This is a genomic window from Enterobacter sp. MG-EB028 (assembly GCF_056673305.1).
In genome coordinates, this window is record NZ_CP195079.1 from 1,172,279 (window position 1) to 1,191,150 (window position 18,872).

The 18,872-nt window shown below is 57.4% G+C and carries 20 protein-coding genes; 8 read left to right on the forward strand and 12 right to left on the reverse strand.

Going from position 1 to position 18,872, the window contains the following annotated elements; translation table 11 throughout:
• Nucleotides 1–40: 40 nt before the first annotated feature.
• On the forward strand, nt 41–451 hold the full coding sequence (gene cueR, locus ACR42C_RS05425; RefSeq protein WP_080328025.1) for a Cu(I)-responsive transcriptional regulator: 411 nt from the start codon (nt 41–43) through the stop codon (nt 449–451).
• Here cueR and ACR42C_RS05430 read toward each other — a convergent pair.
• The 3 genes from ACR42C_RS05430 to ACR42C_RS05440 all read right to left on the reverse strand — a co-directional run bounded on the left by ACR42C_RS05430 (nt 448) and on the right by ACR42C_RS05440 (nt 2,779).
• A complete protein-coding gene (locus tag ACR42C_RS05430; protein ID WP_479984858.1) occupies nt 448–900 on the reverse strand; it encodes an NfeD family protein in 453 nt (150 codons plus the stop codon). The two genes, cueR and ACR42C_RS05430, sit on opposite strands and share 4 nt — an antisense overlap.
• Nucleotides 897–1,811 (reverse strand): SPFH domain-containing protein, encoded by a 915-nt coding sequence (locus ACR42C_RS05435; protein ID WP_061099000.1) that lies wholly within the window; start codon nt 1,809–1,811, stop codon nt 897–899. Before ACR42C_RS05435 ends, ACR42C_RS05430 begins: the two co-directional genes overlap by 4 nt.
• A gap of 110 nt (nt 1,812–1,921) precedes the next feature.
• On the reverse strand, nt 1,922–2,779 hold the full coding sequence (locus ACR42C_RS05440) for a hypothetical protein (protein WP_302218841.1): 858 nt from the start codon (nt 2,777–2,779) through the stop codon (nt 1,922–1,924).
• A gap of 246 nt (nt 2,780–3,025) precedes the next feature.
• On the opposite strand from ACR42C_RS05440, the gene fetA reads away from it, so the two are divergent.
• On the forward strand, nt 3,026–3,697 hold the full coding sequence (gene fetA / locus ACR42C_RS05445) for an iron efflux ABC transporter ATP-binding subunit FetA (protein WP_116341530.1): 672 nt from the start codon (nt 3,026–3,028) through the stop codon (nt 3,695–3,697).
• Nucleotides 3,690–4,472, forward strand: a complete 783-nt coding sequence (fetB, locus tag ACR42C_RS05450) for an iron efflux ABC transporter permease subunit FetB (protein ID WP_116341528.1) — start codon at nt 3,690–3,692, stop codon at nt 4,470–4,472. The genes fetA and fetB overlap by 8 nt, the downstream gene beginning before the upstream one ends.
• A 49-nt stretch (nt 4,473–4,521) precedes the next feature.
• Here fetB and ACR42C_RS05455 read toward each other — a convergent pair whose 3' ends face one another.
• The 3 genes from ACR42C_RS05455 to tesA are packed head-to-tail and all read right to left on the reverse strand — an operon-like array spanning nt 4,522 to nt 6,858.
• Nucleotides 4,522–5,376 carry a co-chaperone YbbN gene (locus ACR42C_RS05455; protein ID WP_116341526.1) on the reverse strand — a complete coding sequence of 285 codons (855 nt, stop codon included), beginning with the start codon at nt 5,374–5,376 and terminating at the stop codon, nt 4,522–4,524.
• 59 nt (nt 5,377–5,435) lie between these two features.
• Nucleotides 5,436–6,206, reverse strand: coding sequence for an SDR family oxidoreductase (locus ACR42C_RS05460; protein WP_116341524.1), 771 nt, complete (start codon nt 6,204–6,206; stop codon nt 5,436–5,438).
• Between the two features lie 28 nt (nt 6,207–6,234).
• A complete protein-coding gene (gene tesA / locus ACR42C_RS05465) occupies nt 6,235–6,858 on the reverse strand; it encodes a multifunctional acyl-CoA thioesterase I/protease I/lysophospholipase L1 (RefSeq protein WP_479984859.1) in 624 nt (207 codons plus the stop codon).
• Between tesA and ybbA the strand changes: the two genes are divergently transcribed.
• The 4 genes from ybbA to ACR42C_RS05485 all read left to right on the forward strand — a co-directional run bounded on the left by ybbA (nt 6,829) and on the right by ACR42C_RS05485 (nt 12,757).
• Entirely contained in the window at nt 6,829–7,515 is a 687-nt protein-coding gene (gene ybbA, locus ACR42C_RS05470; protein ID WP_041912055.1) for a putative ABC transporter ATP-binding protein YbbA, read from the forward strand. The genes tesA and ybbA overlap by 30 nt on opposite strands.
• Nucleotides 7,512–9,926, forward strand: coding sequence for a putative ABC transporter permease subunit YbbP (gene ybbP / locus ACR42C_RS05475; protein ID WP_479984860.1), 2,415 nt, complete (start codon nt 7,512–7,514; stop codon nt 9,924–9,926). Before ybbA ends, ybbP begins: the two co-directional genes overlap by 4 nt.
• Before the next feature lie 183 nt (nt 9,927–10,109).
• Nucleotides 10,110–11,255 carry a porin gene (locus ACR42C_RS05480; protein WP_116341520.1) on the forward strand — a complete coding sequence of 382 codons (1,146 nt, stop codon included), beginning with the start codon at nt 10,110–10,112 and terminating at the stop codon, nt 11,253–11,255.
• Nucleotides 11,256–11,428: 173 nt separating this feature from the next.
• Entirely contained in the window at nt 11,429–12,757 is a 1,329-nt protein-coding gene (locus ACR42C_RS05485) for an IS4 family transposase (protein ID WP_479984861.1), read from the forward strand.
• Nucleotides 12,758–12,818: 61 nt separating this feature from the next.
• On the opposite strand, the gene mnmH is transcribed toward ACR42C_RS05485, so the two are convergent.
• The 6 genes from mnmH to ppiB all read right to left on the reverse strand — a co-directional run bounded on the left by mnmH (nt 12,819) and on the right by ppiB (nt 17,285).
• Nucleotides 12,819–13,889 carry a tRNA 2-selenouridine(34) synthase MnmH gene (gene mnmH, locus ACR42C_RS05490; RefSeq protein ID WP_116341518.1) on the reverse strand — a complete coding sequence of 357 codons (1,071 nt, stop codon included), beginning with the start codon at nt 13,887–13,889 and terminating at the stop codon, nt 12,819–12,821.
• An 84-nt stretch (nt 13,890–13,973) separates the two neighbouring features.
• Nucleotides 13,974–15,041, reverse strand: coding sequence for a 5-(carboxyamino)imidazole ribonucleotide synthase (gene purK, locus ACR42C_RS05495; RefSeq protein WP_116341516.1), 1,068 nt, complete (start codon nt 15,039–15,041; stop codon nt 13,974–13,976).
• Entirely contained in the window at nt 15,038–15,547 is a 510-nt protein-coding gene (gene purE / locus ACR42C_RS05500; RefSeq protein ID WP_116341514.1) for a 5-(carboxyamino)imidazole ribonucleotide mutase, read from the reverse strand. Before purE ends, purK begins: the two co-directional genes overlap by 4 nt.
• 171 nt (nt 15,548–15,718) lie before the next feature.
• Nucleotides 15,719–15,928, reverse strand: a complete 210-nt coding sequence (locus tag ACR42C_RS05505; protein WP_302218844.1) for a YdgH/BhsA/McbA-like domain containing protein — start codon at nt 15,926–15,928, stop codon at nt 15,719–15,721.
• A gap of 136 nt (nt 15,929–16,064) precedes the next feature.
• Nucleotides 16,065–16,787, reverse strand: coding sequence for a UDP-2,3-diacylglucosamine diphosphatase (lpxH, locus tag ACR42C_RS05510; protein ID WP_479984862.1), 723 nt, complete (start codon nt 16,785–16,787; stop codon nt 16,065–16,067).
• 3 nt (nt 16,788–16,790) lie between these two features.
• Nucleotides 16,791–17,285: a peptidylprolyl isomerase B gene (gene ppiB, locus ACR42C_RS05515; protein ID WP_000256009.1), complete on the reverse strand. Its 495-nt coding sequence runs from the start codon at nt 17,283–17,285 to the stop codon at nt 16,791–16,793.
• A gap of 175 nt (nt 17,286–17,460) precedes the next feature.
• Here ppiB and cysS point away from each other — a divergent pair, with 175 nt between their 5' ends.
• The gene (gene cysS, locus ACR42C_RS05520; protein WP_116341508.1) at nt 17,461–18,846 is read left to right on the forward strand and encodes a cysteine--tRNA ligase; all 1,386 of its coding nucleotides are present in this window, start codon (nt 17,461–17,463) and stop codon (nt 18,844–18,846) included.
• Nucleotides 18,847–18,872: the final 26 nt, after the last annotated feature.

The following is an 18,872-nucleotide window of genomic DNA, read 5'->3' on the forward strand; positions in this document are numbered from 1 at the left end:
AGGTTAAACCTTCCATCAAGGGGAAGGTCAAGGGGGAAAAGTGAATATCAGTGACGTGGCAAAAAAAACGGGCTTAACCAGCAAGGCAATCCGCTTTTATGAAGAGAAGGGGCTGGTGACGCCACCGCTGCGCAGTGAAAACGGCTACCGCAGCTATACGCAGCTGCATCTCGATGAACTGACGTTGCTGCGCCAGGCAAGACAGGTGGGGTTTAACCTGGAAGAGTGCGGCGAGCTGGTTAACCTGTTTAACGATCCGAAGCGCCACAGCGCCGACGTAAAAAAACGCACGCTGGAAAAAGTGGCAGAGATTGAACGCCACATCATCGAGCTGCAGGCGATGCGCGAACAGCTGTTGCAGCTGGCGGAATCCTGTCCGGGGGATGACAGCGCCGACTGCCCGATTATCGATAATCTTGCCGGCTGCTGTCACCGCAAAACCCACGCTTAGCAGGCTTTCACCCGCAGCGTAATGCCTTCCACCGCAATGACCTCAACCTGTGTTCCGGCGCTGAGGTCGTCGTCGGCCACCACCGGCCACGAGCTGTCGCCCACGCGCATATGCCCGCGCCCGTTCACCAGCGCGGCGTCGAGCGTAAAGCGCTTGCCGATAATCTGCTGTCCGCGCTGGTTAAGATGCGCGTCCAGCGGTTTCTGCTCTTTTACCTGGCGGTTAAGCCAGCGCCACCACAGCCAGGCGGCGACCAGCGTCAGCACCGCAAACAGCGCGCCCTGCCACGCCCAGTCCAGAGGAAGGATCCAGACCAGCAGGCCAGTAATGACAGCGGCAACACCGCTCCAGAGCAGGTAGCCGTTGCCGCCCAGCATTTCCGCCGCCAGCAATAAGCCACCGAGGCTTAGCCAGAAGGCATAAGGATGTGCAACGATGAGCTCAATCATTTTTTACGCTCGTTTCCGCTGTCTTTGATCAGTTCGGCGATCCCCGCGATAGAGCCCATCAGGCTGCTGGCGTCCAGCGGCATCATCACCACTTTGCTGTTGTTCGCGGAGCCGATCTCTTTCAGGGCATCGGTATATTTTTGCGCCACGAAGTAGTTCACGGCCTGAATGTCCCCGGCGGCAATCGCCTCGGAGACCATCTGCGTCGCACGGGCTTCCGCTTCTGCGGAACGTTCACGCGCTTCTGCCTGCAAGAACGCGGACTGACGGTCGCCTTCGGCTTTCAGGATCTGCGACTGTTTTTCCCCTTCCGCTTTGAGGATCTCCGCCTGACGGACCCCTTCGGCTTCCAGAATATAGGCGCGCTTGGTGCGCTCGGCCTTCATCTGGGCGTTCATGGAGGCGATAAGCTCAGCCGGCGGGCGCACGTCGCGGATCTCAATACGGGTAACTTTGATCCCCCACGGGTTCGTGGCCTCGTCGACAATGTGCAGCAGGCGGGTATTGATGCTGTCGCGCTGGGAGAGCATCTCGTCCAGCTCCATCGAGCCGAGCACGGTACGGATGTTGGTCATGGTCAGGTTGACGATCGCCAGCTCCAGGTTGCTCACCTCATAGGCCGCTTTCGGGGCATCAATCACCTGAATAAAGCAGACGGCATCAATGGTGACGTTGGCGTTATCTTTGGAGATCACTTCCTGAGAGGGGATATCCAGCACCTGTTCCATCATGTTGATCTTGCGACCAATTCTGTCCATGAACGGGATAATCAGGCTTAAGCCGGGCTGCAGCGTGTTGGTATAGCGGCCGAAGCGCTCTACGGTCCACTGATAACCCTGCGGGACAATTTTGACGCCTGCGCCCACAATAACCAGCGCAACGAATATTAGGACGGGAACAACGATGAGCATAAAAACCTCCTGTTTTGCATGCTTTGGTGAGAAAAAGAGCGTGTTTGCTATTCGTAAGTATATCGGCTAATGGGCTAAAATTCGCCCCGTCCGACGGGCGGGGCGGTGTGTCAGTGGTAGCTGTAGGTAAAGTCAGCGATCAGCGCATCGTCACCCGCATCAGCGATGGCTTTCGACAGGCCGTGATAGAAGGTTTCCAGCCCAATCTCTTCTACCTGGTGCAGCTGCTCACGGATCGGTGCGCAGAACAGTTCCGCATTGCCCGCGCCAACGCGCTTGTTGTTCGGCGGAAGTTGACCGGTGATCCCTTTGAACCAGGTGCGTACCGCGCCTTTCAGAGAGCTGGGCGCGTCGTTGACGGCGTCGTGTCCCGTCAGAATTTGCAGCGTCGGGAACTGGTCTGCACACACTGCCGTTTTCATGCGCGCATAAAACTGGCTGAAGAGTTCGAAAGACTGTAGATCGGTGACTTTGGGTTTGGTCGTTTTGCCCTGAACGTTGCCTGTCTTTTTCGCTGCGGGCTGCGCGGGCGCCAGCTTATTAAGCTGCAGATCGAACAGCAGGTTCGCGTGTTCGCGTCGTTTGCTTACGTCCGGGAAGCGTTCGATAAACGCGCGGATAAATTCCGGCGTCATCAGGTCAGCAAAATCATGGTTGACCAGCCACTGGCCGCGGGCAAACTCACCGGGAGACTGGAACCAGGCCGGAACCTTGCCCGGCTCGAACTCTTTGACATTTCCTTTACCGTCGATTTCAACGAAGCGAGTGCCGTTGTCAAACGCAAAGCGGCAATTCTTCAGCTGAATGACCGGCTTCATCTTCAGCAGGCCCTTAACAAACCGGACAAGCTCTCCCCCGAACACATAAGCCGTAACGGATTCTGAAGCAATAGCGGCAAGAAGCTGATCGATGGTTTTCACGCCAGGTTCAAGTTCAGAAAACTCATAAAAAGTGTGAATATTAGACATTCTGGTACTTCCTTATTGTGTTGCGGCCAGAGCTTAACACCACTTTAACGAATGTTCTAAACCAGGGATGCGGAAGTGTCGCTAAGGTCACGGCGTAAACTGTAAAGCGAAAGTGTAAAGCATGTCTAATGAATGCACGTTAAACACAATGGGAAGTCTTGGTGGCGAAAGGGGGCGCTAAAACGCGTTGTGACGAACGTGCGGCACGGATTATGCTAATAACGCTCGGTGGTTACTGGAAAAAATATGAACAACGAAAATGCAGTTTTGCAGATAAAGGACGTCGGCTTTCGTGTCGCGAATAACACGATCCTTCAGCACGTCGGCTTTAACCTTTCTCCCGGTGAGTTCAAGCTAATAACGGGGCCGTCAGGCTGTGGTAAAAGTACCTTACTGAAGATTGTGGCCTCACTTCTGAGCCCAACGGAGGGGACCATTCTGTTTGAAGGGCAAGATATTGCGTCCCTTTCTCCGGAAAGCTATCGCCAGCAGGTCTCTTATTGCGTACAAACGCCAACGCTTTTTGGCGACACGGTTTTTGACAACCTGATTTTTCCGTGGCAAATCCGCAATAAAACGCCGGAGCCGGAAAAATTCATCAACGATCTGGCCCGTTTTGGCCTGGCGAAGGAGACGCTGACCAAATCCGTCAGTGAGCTCTCGGGCGGAGAGAAGCAGCGCGTCTCGCTGATCCGTAATCTGCAGTTCTTACCGAAAGTATTGCTGCTGGATGAAATCACCAGCGCGCTCGATGACGCCAACAAACGCAACGTCAACGAGATTATTCATCGTTACGCCCGCGAGCAGAATATTGCCGTGCTGTGGGTGACGCATGACTCAAACGAAATTACCCATGCGGATGACGTGATTACGCTCCAGCCGCACGGCGGGAAAATGCAGGAGGCCAACCGTGGGTGAGCATAACATTACCAATGAATCTCTGGCGTTTTCGATGGTGCTGGTGCTGATTGCGATTGTGGTCAGCTACCGGGAAAAGCTGGGGCTGGAAAAAGATATTGTCTGGAGCATCTGCCGCGCGGTGATTCAGCTCATCATCGTCGGCTATGTGCTTAAGTATATTTTCAACGTCAACCACGCGGTGCTGACGCTGCTGATGGTGCTCTTTATCTGCTTTAACGCGGCGTGGAACGCGCAGAAACGCAGTAAATATATTGATAAGGCGTTTATCTCGTCGTTTATCGCGATTACCACCGGGACGGCGCTCACCCTGGCGGTGCTGGTGCTCTCCGGCTCGATTGAGTTTACGCCGATGCAGGTTATCCCTATCTCCGGGATGATTGCCGGGAACGCCATGGTGGCCGTTGGGCTGTGCTACAACAACCTCGGCCAGCGTTTCAGCAGCGAACAGCAGCAGCTGCAGGAGAAGTTAAGCCTGGGGGCGACGCCAAAGGTGGCCTCGGCGCGGCTGATCCGTGAGAGCATTCGCTCATCGCTGATCCCTACCGTGGATTCAGCCAAAACGGTGGGGCTGGTGAGCCTGCCGGGCATGATGTCGGGGCTGATCTTTGCCGGTATCGATCCGGTAAAAGCGATTAAGTATCAGATCATGGTGACGTTTATGCTGCTTTCCACGGCGAGCCTGTCAACCATCATTGCCTGCTACCTGACGTATCGGAAGTTCTACAACGCGCGTCACCAACTGGTGGTGACGCAGTTGAAAAAGTCGGCGTAAACCGTCTTTTGTAGGCCCGGTAAGGCGGAGCCGCCACCGGGCTTTTTTATCAGTACAGCAGCGCATACAGCTGACGACGATACTTCGACGCCAGCGCGTCTCCGGTGCCCAGCGCGGCCAGGATCTCCTGGAACATCTTGCGCGCCTGGCCGTCTGCGGCTGCCAGATCTTTCTGCAGGTGGCTGAACAGCAGCTCCAGCGCCTCTTCGTTACGTCCTACCTGATGCAGCTGCAGCGCCAGCTGGCTTGCCAGCGCGGCATCCGCCGGGTTGTCGGCGACCTGCTGCTGCAGCTGCTGAATTTCCGGGGTGTCCGCTGCCTGCTTCAGCAGCTCAATCTGCGCTACCAGTCCCTGATAGCGGGTGTCCTGATCCTGCATTGGAACCGTCTTGAGCACGGCTTCTGCGTCTTCTGAACGGTGCAGGGCAATCTGCGTTTCCGCCAGCAGCAGGCCAATCTGGCTGTTCTGGTTCGACAGCTGCCACGCCTCTTTCAGCAAAGGCAGTGCTTCGTCGTATTTGCCTTCCTGCATCAGCGCCATGCCTTCCTGCGCTTTAAGCTCTTCTTCGCGCGGCAGCACCTTATCCAGCAGGGCGCGGATAGCCTCTTCCGGCTGCGGTCCCTGGAAGCCATCAACAGGCTGACCGTTCTGGAACAGGTAGACGGTTGGAATGGCGCGCAGACCAAACTGCGACGCGACCATCGGCTCGGCGTCACAGTCCAGCTTAGCGAGAATAAACTGCCCGTTGTACTGGGCGGCAAGGCTTTCCAGCACCGGCGTCAGCTGCAGACAGTGCTGGCTGCGCTCAGACCAGAAGTAGAACAGCACCGGTTTGGTCATTGACTGTTCGAGGACCTGTTGCAGGTTTGCTTCAGTAATATTGACGATATTCTGTACGGACATGCGGCTTTCTCTTTTGTCGGTTTGTTCTTTACATGGGGGATAAGCGTCGTCGCTTCAACTCAACCCTGTAAAATTTTGTCCATTATCCTGCCCGGCAGCAGGCGCTTTAACCAGCCTACGGCATGGGTGACCAGCGTCACCGGGTAGCGCATCTTCGGATGTTCACTCTCAAAAGCATGGCGCACTTTGGCAACCACCGCCTCTGGCCCGAGGGTAAAGCGTGCGGCAATGCCGGGGTTTTCGACCGGCTTATCCGCCTGCGTCTGGTTAACGTTCTCGGTAAAGCGGGTGCGGATCGGGCCGGGCTCAATCAGGCTGACCTTGATGCCGCTGTGGCGTAACTCCATGCGCAGGGCATCGGACCAGGCTTCCAGCGCATATTTACTGGCGGCGTAGGCGCCGCGCCCCGGGGTAGAAATCAGCCCCATCACTGACGATGTCATTACGATGCGCCCTTCGCCGTGCGGTAGCATGGCCGGGAGCAGACGCATGGTGAGCTGATGCACGCCAAAGAAATTGGTTGAAAACTGTTTCTCCAGCGTTTCACGCGAGAGCGTATCCAGCGGGCCATATACGCCGTAGCCGGCATTGTTAAAGAGCCCGTACAGACGATTGTTGGTCAGGGCTATCACCTCGTCGGCGGCGCGTTCAACGCTCTCCGGCGAGTCCATATCCAGCTGTACGCCGGTGAAGCCCATTGCGTTCATGCGCTCGACATCGTCAGGCTTGCGGCAGGCTGCCAGCACCCGAAATCCCTGGCGCTTTAATTCGAGCGCGCTTTCAAGACCGATTCCGCTGGAACATCCTGTAATTAAGACCGATTTTTGCATAACTTTACCTGTCAGGATCTCCGCTTAATCAGGAGTCATGTTTAACTAAAGGAGCCAGCCGCGTTGCCATCCAGTCGGCAATAAACGGCTGCGCATCGCGATTGGGGTGGATACCGTCGTCCTGCATCCACTGGGGTTTGAGATAGACCTCTTCCATGAAAAATGGCAGGAGCGGAATATCAAACTCTTTGGCAAGCTTAGGGTAGATCGCGCTAAAGGCCTCATTATACCGACGACCGTAGTTGGCGGGCAGGCGAATTTGCATCAGCAGCGGCTGGGCGTTTGCCGCCTTGATGTCCTGCAAAATGGTGCGCAGCGTTTGCTCGGTTTGCTGAGGCTGGAAGCCGCGCAGGCCGTCATTACCGCCCAGCTCAACCAGCACCCAGCGCGGCTGATGCTGCTTGAGCAGCGCAGGCAGGCGCGACAGCCCTTGCCGAGAGGTATCGCCGCTAATGCTGCCGTTGACAACGGTCGTCTTGCTTTGCCATTTGTCATTGAGCAGAGCTGGCCAGGCCGCGCTGGCCGCCATGCGGTAGCCCGCGCTCAGGCTGTCGCCAAGAATCAGTAACGTGTCCGCTGTCGCCGCGCGGAAGGTCATCAGCATCAAAAACAGGAAGGGCAAATGCCAGCGGAAAACAGTGTTGAAGTTCATCGTCTTAAGAAGTCCGTCGGTCAGGGGGAGCAGGAGCTTTCAATCCTTACCGGAGTTGAACTCGTTGTCAAACGCGCCGAAACCATCGCGCTGATTGGCGAATCCGGTTCCGGCAAATCCACGCTGCTGGCGATTCTGGCCGGTCTGGATGACGGCAGCAGCGGAGAAGTCCACCTTGTCGGGCAGCCGCTGCACCAGCTTGATGAAGAGGCGCGAGCCGCGCTGCGCGCGCGTCATATCGGTTTTGTCTTTCAGTCCTTTATGCTGATCCCGACGCTGAACGCGCTGGAAAACGTCGAGCTCCCGGCGCTGCTGCGCGGCGAAAAGAGTCGCGAAAGCCGCACGCATGCGAAGGCGCTGCTGGAACAGCTCGGTCTGGGCAAGCGCCTCGACCATCTTCCCGCCCAGCTTTCCGGCGGCGAGCAGCAGCGCGTGGCGCTGGCGCGCGCCTTTAACGGACGCCCCGAGGTGCTGTTTGCCGATGAGCCCACCGGCAACCTTGACCGTAAAACCGGCGACAAAATTGCTGACCTGCTGTTTTCGCTGAACCGTGAACATGGCACCACGCTTATTCTGGTGACGCACGATCCGCAGCTGGCCGCCCGCTGCGACCGTCGCCTGCGGCTGGTGAACGGTATCCTTCAGGAGGAAGCATGATTGCCCGCTGGTTCTGGCGCGAGTGGCGCTCGCCCTCGCTGCTGATTGTTTGGCTGGCGTTAAGCCTGGCGGTGGCCTGCGTGCTGGCGCTCGGCAGCGTCAGCGACCGCATGGAAAAAGGGCTTAGCCAGCAGAGCCGCGAATTTATGGCAGGGGACCGGGCGCTGCAAAGCTCGCGTCCCGTTCCGCCTGGCTGGATTGAGGAAGCGCGCAAAGAAGGGCTGAAGGTGGGGGAGCAAATCACCTTCCAGACCATGACCTTCGCGGGAGACACCCCGCAGCTCGCCAGCGTGAAAGCCGTGGACGACGTCTACCCGATGTACGGTGAATTACAAACCAGCCCGCCGGGGTTAAAGCCGATGCCCGGTACGGTGCTGCTGGCATCGCGCTTGATGGCGCTTCTGAACCTGAAACCCGGCGACAGTATCGACGTGGGCGACGCGACGCTGAAAATCGCCGGGGAAGTGGTGCAGGAGCCCGACTCCGGCTTTAACCCGTTCCAGCTTGCGCCGCGCCTGTTGATGAACACCGCGGATGTTCCGGCAACCCATGCCGTCCAGCCGGGAAGCCGCGTGACCTGGCGCTACAAGTTTGGCGGCACGCCTGCCCAACTTGAGGCGTATGAAAAATGGCTTCTGCCGCAGCTCAAGCCGGAGCACCGCTGGTACGGGCTGGAGCAGGACGAGGGGGCGCTCGGTAAATCCCTGGAGCGTTCTCAGCAGTTCCTGCTGCTGTCGGCATTGTTGACCCTGCTGCTGGCGGTGGCGGCGGTTGCCGTGGCGATGGGGCATTACTGCCGCAGCCGCTACGACCTGGTGGCGATCCTTAAAACCCTCGGCGCGGGGCGCAAGCAGCTGCGCAAGCTGATCGTTGGCCAGTGGCTGATGCTGCTGGTGCTGTCGGCATTCAGTGGCGGGATAATGGGGCTGCTGTTTGAAAAGCTGCTGATGGTGATGCTGAAACCGGTACTCCCGACCGCATTGCCCCCAGCCAGCCTCTGGCCGTGGCTGTGGGCGATTGGCGCGATGACGGTGATTTCGGTGCTGGTGGGGCTGCGTCCGTACAGGCTGCTGCTCGCGACGCAGCCTCTGCGCGTGCTGCGCAATGATGTGGTGGCGAACGTCTGGCCGCTGAAGTTCTATCTTCCGGTGATTATTGCCGTCGCTGTCGGGCTGCTGGCCTGGCTGATGGGCGGTAGCACGCTGCTGTGGGCGGTGCTGGCCGGGGCGGTTGTGCTGGCGCTGCTGTGCGGCGTGCTGGGCTGGATACTGCTCAACGTTCTGAAAAGGCTGACGGTAAAATCCCTGCCCGTGCGGCTTGCGGTCAACCGCCTGCTGCATCAGCCCTGGTCAACGCTAAGCCAGCTGTCGGCTTTTTCTCTGTCGTTTATGCTGCTGGCGCTGCTTTTAGTGTTGCGCGGGGATCTGCTGGATCGCTGGCAGCAGCAGCTTCCCCCGGAAAGCCCGAACTATTTCCTGATCAACATCGCGCCGGAACAGGTCGCGCCGCTGAAGGGCTTCCTGTCGGAGCATCACATTATCCCTGAGTCGTTCTATCCTATCGTCCGCGCGCGTCTGACGCAGATCAACGGCCAGTCAACCGAGGGGAACAAGGACGAGTCGCTAAACCGCGAACTGAACCTGACGTGGCAGGAGAAACGTCCAGACCATAACCCGATTACGGCCGGTAGCTGGCCGCCGAAAGCGGGGGAGGTGTCGATGGAAGAGGGGCTGGCGACGCGCCTGAAGGTGAAGCTCGGGGACAGCGTGACCTTCACCGGTGATACCCAGGATTTAACCGCGAAAGTTACCAGCCTGCGTAAAGTGGACTGGGAAAGCCTGCGGCCAAACTTCTTCTTTATCTTCCCGCCGGGCGCGCTGGACGGACAGCCGCAGAGCTGGCTGACCAGCTTCCGCTGGGAAAACGGCAACGGCATGCTGACGCAGCTTAACCGGGAATTCCCGACGGTCAGCCTGCTGGATATTGGCGCGATCCTGAAACAGGTGGGGCAGGTGCTGGAGCAGGTCAGCCGCGCGCTTGAGGTCATGGTCGTGCTGGTGACGATCTGCGGCGTGCTGCTGCTGCTGGCTCAGGTGCAGGTGGGCATGCGCCAGCGTCATCAGGAGCTGATAGTTTACCGCACGCTCGGGGCGGGTAAGCGCCTGCTGCGCATGACGCTCTGGAGCGAGTTTGCGCTGCTGGGGCTGGTGGCGGGTCTGGTCGCGGCGATTGGCGCTGAGACGGCGCTGGCGGTGCTGCAGACAAAGGTCTTCGACTTCCCTTGGGAGCCTGACTGGCGCCTCTGGTTGATCCTGCCTCTATGCGGTGCGGTGCTGCTTTCTCTTTGCGGAGGCTGGCTCGGCACGCGGCTGTTAAAGGGTAAAGCGCTGTTCCGTCAGTTTGTGAGTTGATTTAGCACGGTGATAGTTGCGCGCCGGGTTTTAATGCCGGCGCGTAATGTTTAAATAGCACAAAATGATAATACCCACTCATTTAGTAGCACAAAACATTAAAAACCCGTCCCCACAGCCCGATTATTTCCAGTTAATATTCACCAGCTAAATATTTAGCAGCGTGTCTATTAAGGAAAAATAATGACTATAAAAAAATCAGCGCTGGCGGTAACGATTGGCGCGGCAGTGGCATTAACGACGTTCGCCTCTCAGGCTGAAATCACCGTTCTTAAGCAGGATCCTCAGGCGGGTAACCCGCTGAGCCGTCTGAACTTCACCGTTGGCGGCAGTATCCGTCCTCAGTTCCAGAACATGACCGGCGACGACGGTAAAAACAGTTACAAGCGTAACGGCTTTGACGGCGGCACCCGTTTCCGTTTCGCGGCTGATTACTACCTGTTTGATGACATTAGCTGGATCAGCTACTACGAGCTGGGAGTGAACATTCCTGCCCAGTTTAACTGGGATCATCACTATGCAGACGGCGCCCACGACACCACTCGCCGTATGCTCTACACCGGTCTGAAGAGCGATACCTGGGGTACGCTGACCTTCGGTCAACAGAACAGCGTTTACTATGATGTGGTTGGCGTGAAAACCGATATCTGGGACTACGACATGATCGGTCAGGCACCGGGTAACGGGATCAACGGCGACTACGACGGCTCTTACCGTTCACGCCAGATGCTGAAATATAAGAAAACCGTGGGCGATGCGGACATTTACGCATCCTACCTCTTTGAAGACAGCGAATACCTGCCGGGCAACGGCCTACGCTACAAGCGTAAAGGCGGCGGCTCGCTGGGTATCGATTACCACCTGACCACCGATCTGACCTGGGGCGCAGCGTGGAACTACACCCGCGCCGACATGCGTAACCCGGACAACGGCGACAGCAAAACCTACGATCAGAATATCGTCGGTACCGCACTGAGCTGGACGCCGGACAACTGGACCTTCTCCGCGGGCGGCGGCTGGTACCAGAACTTCCTGACCACCAAAAAAGTGTCTGTTAACGACTACTTTGCGGGCGACGCGTGGGGTATTGAATACTTCGCAGGGTATAAATTCCCAATCGGTCAGTACGCGGTGAAATCCATCCAGCCTTACTTCATGGGTGACCGTATTGAGTACGTGAACGGCCGCAACTACCAGCGTATCGACAACGGCGTGGGTATCAGCTTCCAGCTGGATTACGGTTTCCGCGTGGATTACGAACACGTGTTCACCTCCAGCACCGACAACCTGGGCGACATGAACCTGGTGCGTCTGCGTTACGACTTCTAAGCCGTCTTGTAGGGTGCGGCCTGATGCCCTCACCCTGACCCTCTCCCACGGGGAGAGGGAACAAACATTAAAAACGGCAACCCTGGTTGTAATGCCGATCAGTTAAGGATCGGTTGACCGATCCAGTGGCTGTGTAAGAATCCGGAAATGTTTACCCGTTTCCGGATTTTTTTATGCACATTGGACAGGCTCTTGATCTGGTATCCCGTTACGATTCTTTGCGTAACCCTCTGACTTCTCTGGGCGACTGTCTTGACCCGGAACTGATTTCCCGCTGCCTTGAAGAATCCGGCACCGTCACGTTACGCAAACGGCGCCTTCCTCTGGAAATGATGGTCTGGTGCATTGTCGGTATGGCCCTTGAGCGCAAGGAGCCGCTTCATCAGATAGTTAACCGGCTGGATATCATGTTACCCGGCAATCGTCCGTTCGTTGCCCCCAGCGCCGTGATCCAGGCCCGTCAGCGGCTGGGAAGCGAAGCCGTCCGCCGCGTGTTCACGCAAACAGCGCAGCTCTGGCATAACGCCACGCCGCATCCGCACTGGTGCGGCCTGACCCTGCTGGCCATCGATGGTGTGTTCTGGCGAACACCGGACACGCCGGAAAACGACAGCGCCTTTCCCCGCCAGACGCATGGCGGAAACCCGGCACTCTATCCGCAGGTAAAAATGGTCTGCCAGATGGAGCTGACCAGCCATCTGCTGACGGCAGCGGCCTTCGGCACGATGAAAAACAGTGAAAATGAGCTCGCGGAGCAACTGATAGAGCAGACCGGCGATAACACCCTGACGTTAATGGATAAAGGCTACTACTCGCTGGGGTTGCTGAATGCGTGGAGCCAGGCGGGAGAACACCGTCACTGGATGCTCCCTCTCAGAAAGGGAGCACAGTATGAAGAGGTCAGAAAGCTGGGTAAAGGCGACTATCTGGTGAAGCTGAAAACCAGCCCACAGGCACGAAAAAAATGGCCGGGTCTGGGAGATGAGATGACAGCCCGCCTGCTGACCGTGACGCGCAAAGGGAAAGTCAGCCATCTGCTGACGTCGATGACGGACGCCATGCGCTATCCCGGAGGAGAAATGGCAGACCTGTACAGCCATCGCTGGGAAATAGAGCTGGGGTACAGGGAGATAAAACAAACGATGCAACTGAGCAGGCTGACGCTGAGAAGTAAAAAGCCGGAGCTTGTGGAGCAGGAGTTATGGGGCGTGTTACTGGCGTATAATCTGGTGCGATATCAGATGATTAAAATGGCGGGCCATCTGAAAGGATACTGGCCGAATCAGCTGAGCTTCTCAGAATCATGCGGCATGGTCATGAGAATGCTGATGACGCTGCAGGGCGCTTCACCAGGGCGTATCCCGGAGCTGATGCGTGATCTTGAAAGCATGGCGCAACTGGTAAAGTTGCCGACAAGAAGGGAAAGGGCCTTCCCGAGGGTGGTAAAGGAAAGGCCCTGGAGATACCCCACAGCCCCGAAAAAAAGCCAGTCAGTTGCTTAACTGACTGGCATTACAACCCTGGTTGCCGTTTTGCTTTTACCTCGCCACCCGGCTTTCTTTTTCAGCGATCAAGCCACTCAGCAATGTCTGCGAACGTCCCGCGATACACAATCTTCTCCGCTTTTTTCTCCAGCTGATAGCCGTACATCGGGTCGTAATAGTCCTTCAGCAGCGGTGCAAGCCAGCTGAAGTGCGCCTCGGTGCTGCCGGAGCGTTGCTGTTCCAACAGCGCGGAATCTAACAGCGCGGTGAATTCTGCATACCGCTGCAGCCCCAGGCGGCGGCGGATGGCGAACAGGCCGTGGTGCAGGTACTCGCTGTACTCTTTCCAGCCCGCTTCCTCGCCGTATGCGGCAGAAAAATCCGCCCACATATGGTCGAAATACTCTTCGCGCAGGCGTTCAAGACGAATTTCAAACGGGTCTTCGACGACAACGATAGGGGCTTCAACCATGCGGTCGCGCAGGCACTCCGGCAGGTGGTTGGAGCCAATCATCCGGCCTTCATCTTCCAGCACCCAGCGCGCAGCGTCTTTTTTCAATAGCTCAACCGCAAGGTGGTTTTCAAAGCTGGCCTGGGAAAGCTGCGGCGTGAGCGTGCGGCCAAACGACGAACCGCGATGGTGTGCCAGCCCTTCCAGATCGATGCCCTGCGGGTGCTGCTTCACCAGCAGCGTTTTACCGTTTCCGGTACAGCCGCCGATTAGCACCATCGGCTTTTGCGACTGCTCGATCGTCACCTGAATCGCCGTCTGACGCAGGGCCTTATAGCCGCCGCGGATCAGCGGGTAGTCGACGCCAGCCTCTTTAAGCCAGGCCTGCGAGATATGCGAGCGCTGGCCGCCGCGCGCACAGCAGAGAAAGCCCTCAGGATGGGCAAGACTGGCTTCCCGCCAGGCGCGGATACGCGCGTCGCGCGTTTCACCGTTCACCAGGCGATGGCCGAGCGCGAGCGCGGCTTCGGGGCCCTGGCGTTTGTAGCACGTGCCAACGGCGGCACGCTCGTCGTCGTTCATTAAGGGCAGGTTGACTGCCGCAGGCATCGCGCCCTGGGCAAATTCGATCGGCGCGCGAACGTCGATTAAAGGGGTATCAGACGCGAGGATCGCGCGATAGTCCGTTCCATCGTTCATGGTTATTCCAGAAGAAAACTCAGCAGCAATGGGCGGGGATTGTACGCCGGGGAAGGGGAAGGTCAACTCCCCGGCGTGGATGTCTTACTTAAGCTTTGACTGTGCCCAGACAATGCCGCTTGCATATTCCGGCGGCAGGAGAGGAACGATCGCTTCCAGGGTGGCGCTCAGGCGGTCCGTATCGGTATCGTTCAGGTTCAGGTGACCGACCTTACGACCCTCGCGGACCTCTTTGTCATACCAGTGCAGGTGCACCAGCGGCAGCTTTAGCCAGTCGTAGTTCAGATCGGTCCCGATCAGGTTGATCATCACCGACGGGCTGTTAACGACGGGCTTCGGCAGCGGCAGGTCGGTGATCGCGCGCAGATGCAGTTCGAACTGGCTGATGGAGGCGCCGTTTTGCGTCCAGTGGCCGCTGTTGTGCACGCGCGGAGCCAGCTCGTTGATCAGCAGACCCGATGGTGTGACGAAACACTCCATCGCCATGACGCCCACGTAGCCCAGCTCGTGCATGATGGCGGAAAGCATCTCTTCCGCCTGCGCCTGCTGGTCGGCATTGGCCTGCGGGAAGGCGACGCTGGTGCGCAGAATGCCGTCCTGATGCAAGTTATGCGTCAGCGGGTAAAACACCGTGCGGCCATCGTGCCCGCGCGCGCCAACCAGCGACACTTCGCCGCTAAAGTTGATGCCCTGCTCAACGATGCACTCGCCGTAGCAGTCGTCCGGCAGCTCGGCGGTTTCATGCGCGCGCAGGCGCCACTGGCCGCGGCCGTCGTAGCCGCCCACGCGACGCTTTACAATCGCCAGTTCGCCCAGCATCGCGAACACGTCATTCCACTCGCTTTTGTCGGACAACAGCTGCCACGGTGCGGTCGGCAGACCGAGCTTGTCGAACAGCTGCTTTTGCGTCAGACGGTCGGCAATAATCGGGAACACGTCGCGGTTCACAAAGGCGTTATGGCGCGCCAGCTCGCGGGTCAGCGCGGTTTCCGGCCAGCGTTCGATTTCTGCCGTGATCACGCTCTGGTGGAACGGGACGGCCTCAGGTTCATCGTCCAGCCCGACGGGCCAGACAGCAATACCCAGCGGCTCACCGGCCTGACGCAGCATACGGCCCAGCTGGCCGTTACCGAGGACGCAAACCTGCTTCATGCTGCACCCCGCGGGTCCGGGTTATCCAGCACCTCGTCGGTCTGGGCTTTACGCCACGCCGCCAGACGCTGGCGTAAATCTTTGTCGTGCGTTGCAAGAATTTGCGCGGCCAGCAGAGCGGCATTCGCCGCGCCCGCTTTGCCAATCGCCAGCGTGCCGACAGGAATACCGCGCGGCATCTGGACGATGGAATAAAGGCTATCGACACCGCTTAATGCGGCGCTTTGAACAGGGACGCCCAGAACCGGCACCAGGGTTTTGGCGGCAATCATGCCTGGCAGATGTGCTGCGCCGCCCGCACCGGCAACGATCACCTCATAACCGTTCTCTTCAGCGCTTTCGGCGAAGCTGAACAGTTTGTCCGGCGTACGGTGCGCGGAGACCACTTCAACGTGGTGCGGTACATTCAGGATTTCAAAGATTTCGGCGGCGAACTGCATGGTAGCCCAGTCGCTTTTGGACCCCATCACGATGGCGACACGCGCCGGATTATTGCGGGAAGACATGCGTCTTAAAACTCCTGTGGTGCGAAACACACTGCTTTCGAGGGCACAGAGAATAGCATGTTATACGGGCAAGGAAAACGGTTGCGCGGTTAAATCTTGAGCCGTTGTTGCCATCAATTCATAACAAAACAGACCGCGATCTGGCGGTCTGTTTTCGTCGAGCGACAATCATTATTTCGTCAGTTCTGCGGTCATGTACACGCGGTTGTTGAACTGCGCGCTGGTGATTTTGTATGACGCACCTTGTTCAGCAGCCTGGGCAGCAATTTTCGCTTCTGCGCGGTCAAGGGTTGAGCCGGTTGCACTCACGCTCTGAGCGAAAGAACCGAAAGAAACCAGGGAGAGAGCAGTAACTGCAACGAAAGTTTTGATGGATTTCATGGTCGTATTCCTTAAATATTTTGTCTGGGATAGGGCGTGTTGCCCTGATGTGATAAATAATAGGCCGACCACGGGCTGATTAAAATCGAAACAATTTGCCGATATTGTTCAAAAAAATAGAACGACTTGTGAGGGGTTAAAACGGAAACGCGATAAGCTCCACGCCCTCTGGCGTGACTTTGACCATAGAGCCTTCGCTGTGCCACGCGCCCAGTACCACGCGATGGGCCGGTTCATCGTTGGCGATAAGACAATGCACGTCAGGACGATGGGTATGACCGTGGATCAACCACTGAACGCCATGCTTTTCCATCACGTTCACCACCGCCAGTGGATTAACGTCCATGATGGTCAGGGATTTGCTGCTGTTGGCGGCTTTACTGCCCGCGCGCATTCTGGCGGCGATGCGGTTGCGGATAAACAGCGGCAGGGCAAGGAACAGCTTCTGGATCCACGGGGTGTGGACTTTGGCGCGAAACGCCAGGTAGCCGGTATCGTCGGTGCAGAGCGTATCGCCGTGCATGATCAGCACCCTGCGGCCATAGAGGTCGAGCACCTGCTCTTCCGGCAGCAGCGTCATACCGCTTTCACGGGCGTAGCGCTTGCCGAGCAGGAAATCACGGTTGCCGTGAATGAAGTAGCAGGGGACGCCGGAATCCACCAGCATTTTAATGGCGGCAGCCATTTCACGGTGCAGCGGGTTTGGGTCGTCGTCGCCAATCCAGGCTTCAAACAGGTCGCCCAGGATGTACAGCGCATCGGCGCTTTTCGCTTCCCCGCGTAAAAAACGCAGAAAACCGGCGGTTATCGCCGGTTCTTCTGTTTGCAGATGCAGATCCGCAATAAAGAGTGTCGCCACGAATTACTCGCTGACGGTCACGCTTGTAATCACAACGTCTTCTTTAGGAACGTCCTGGTGCATACCGCTGCGGCCGGTTGAGACGGCTTTGATCTTGTCAACCACGTCCATCCCTTCAACCACTTCTGCGAAGACGCAGTAGCCCCAACCCTGCAGGCTTTCGCCGGAGAAGTTCAGGAAGTCGTTATCCGCCACGTTGATGAAGAACTGCGCGGTGGCAGAGTGTGGTGCCTGAGTACGGGCCATCGCCAGCGTACCACGGGTGTTTTTCAGACCGTTGTTCGCTTCGTTTTTGATCGCTTCTTTGGTCTCTTTCTGGCGCATGCCAGGCTCGAAACCGCCGCCCTGAATCATAAAGCCGTTGATCACGCGGTGGAAAATGGTGTTGTTGTAGAAACCTTCGCGGCAGTAGTCCAGGAAGTTTTTAACTGTTTCAGGCGCTTTGTCATCAAAGGTTTTGATTACGATATCGCCATGATTAGTGTGGAAAGTAACCATTTTTGCATCCTGTTCCGTTATTGTGGTACGTCGACCCGCCTTCGGGTCATATATAGGGGCTTGTTATAGCATAACCACAGGACGCGATCACCTTGCATTGTGTGCTGATCCTATTCCGAATTATGGGTATTATAGGGAACAAACAACCCACACACGTGTTTACATGGAATCTTCGATGTTAAAAATCTTTAATACAATGACGCGCCAGAAAGAGGAATTTAAACCTATCCATGCCGGGGAAGTCGGCATGTACGTGTGTGGTATTACGGTTTACGATCTCTGTCATATCGGCCATGGCCGTACCTTTGTCGCGTTCGACGTCGTCTCTCGCTACCTGCGCTTCCTGGGCTATAACCTGAAGTACGTGCGTAACATTACCGACATCGACGATAAAATCATCAAGCGCGCTAATGAAAACGGCGAAAGCTTTGTTGCGCTGGTGGATCGCATGATCGTTGAGATGCACAAAGACTTCGACGCTTTAAATATTCTGCGTCCGGACAGCGAGCCGCGTGCGACCCACCATATTCACGAAATTATCGATATCACCGAGAAGCTGATTGAGCGCGGTCACGCGTACGTTGCTGACAACGGTGACGTGATGTTCTCGGTGCCGACGGACCCAACCTACGGTTCGCTTTCCCGTCAGGATCTGGATCAGCTCCAGGCCGGCGCGCGCGTGGACGTGGTGGACGTGAAGCGTAATCCGATGGACTTCGTGCTGTGGAAAATGTCCAAAGCGGGCGAACCAAGCTGGCCATCCCCGTGGGGCGAAGGCCGCCCGGGCTGGCACATTGAATGTTCCGCGATGAACTGCAAACAGCTGGGCAAGCACTTCGACATTCACGGCGGCGGTTCGGACCTGATGTTCCCGCACCACGAAAACGAAATCGCGCAGTCCACCTGCGCCCACGGCGGCGAGTACGTGAACTACTGGATGCACTCCGGGATGGTGATGGTTGACCGCGAGAAGATGTCGAAATCGCTGGGCAACTTCTTTACCGTGCGCGACGTGCTGAAGTATTACGACGCGGAAACCGTGCGCTACTTCCTGATGTCCGGCCACTATCGCAGCCAGCTGAACTACAGCGAAGAGAACCTGAAGCAGGCGCGCTCGGCGCTGGAGCGTTTGTACACCGCCCTGCGCGGCACCGACAAATCAGTGCCTGCGGCTGGTGGCGAAGCATTCGAAGCGCGCTTTGTTGAGGTGATGAACGACGACTTCAACACCCCGGAAGCCTACTCCGTGCTGTTCGACATGGCGCGTGAAGTGAACCGCCTGAAGTCAGAGGACATGGCCGCGGCGAATGCGCTGGCGTCCCATCTGCGCAAGCTCTCTTCCGTGCTCGGCCTGCTGGAGCAGGAGCCGGACGTGTTCCTGCAGAGCGGCGCGCAGGCGGACGACGGCGAAGTGGCGGAAATTGAGCGGCTTATCAAAGCGCGTCTGGAAGCGCGTCAGGCGAAAGACTGGGCGGCGGCAGATGCGGCGCGTAACCGTCTGACCGAGATGGGCATCATTCTGGAAGACGGCCCGCAGGGAACGACCTGGCGTCGTAAGTAATTTCCACCCTCACCCTAACCCTCTCC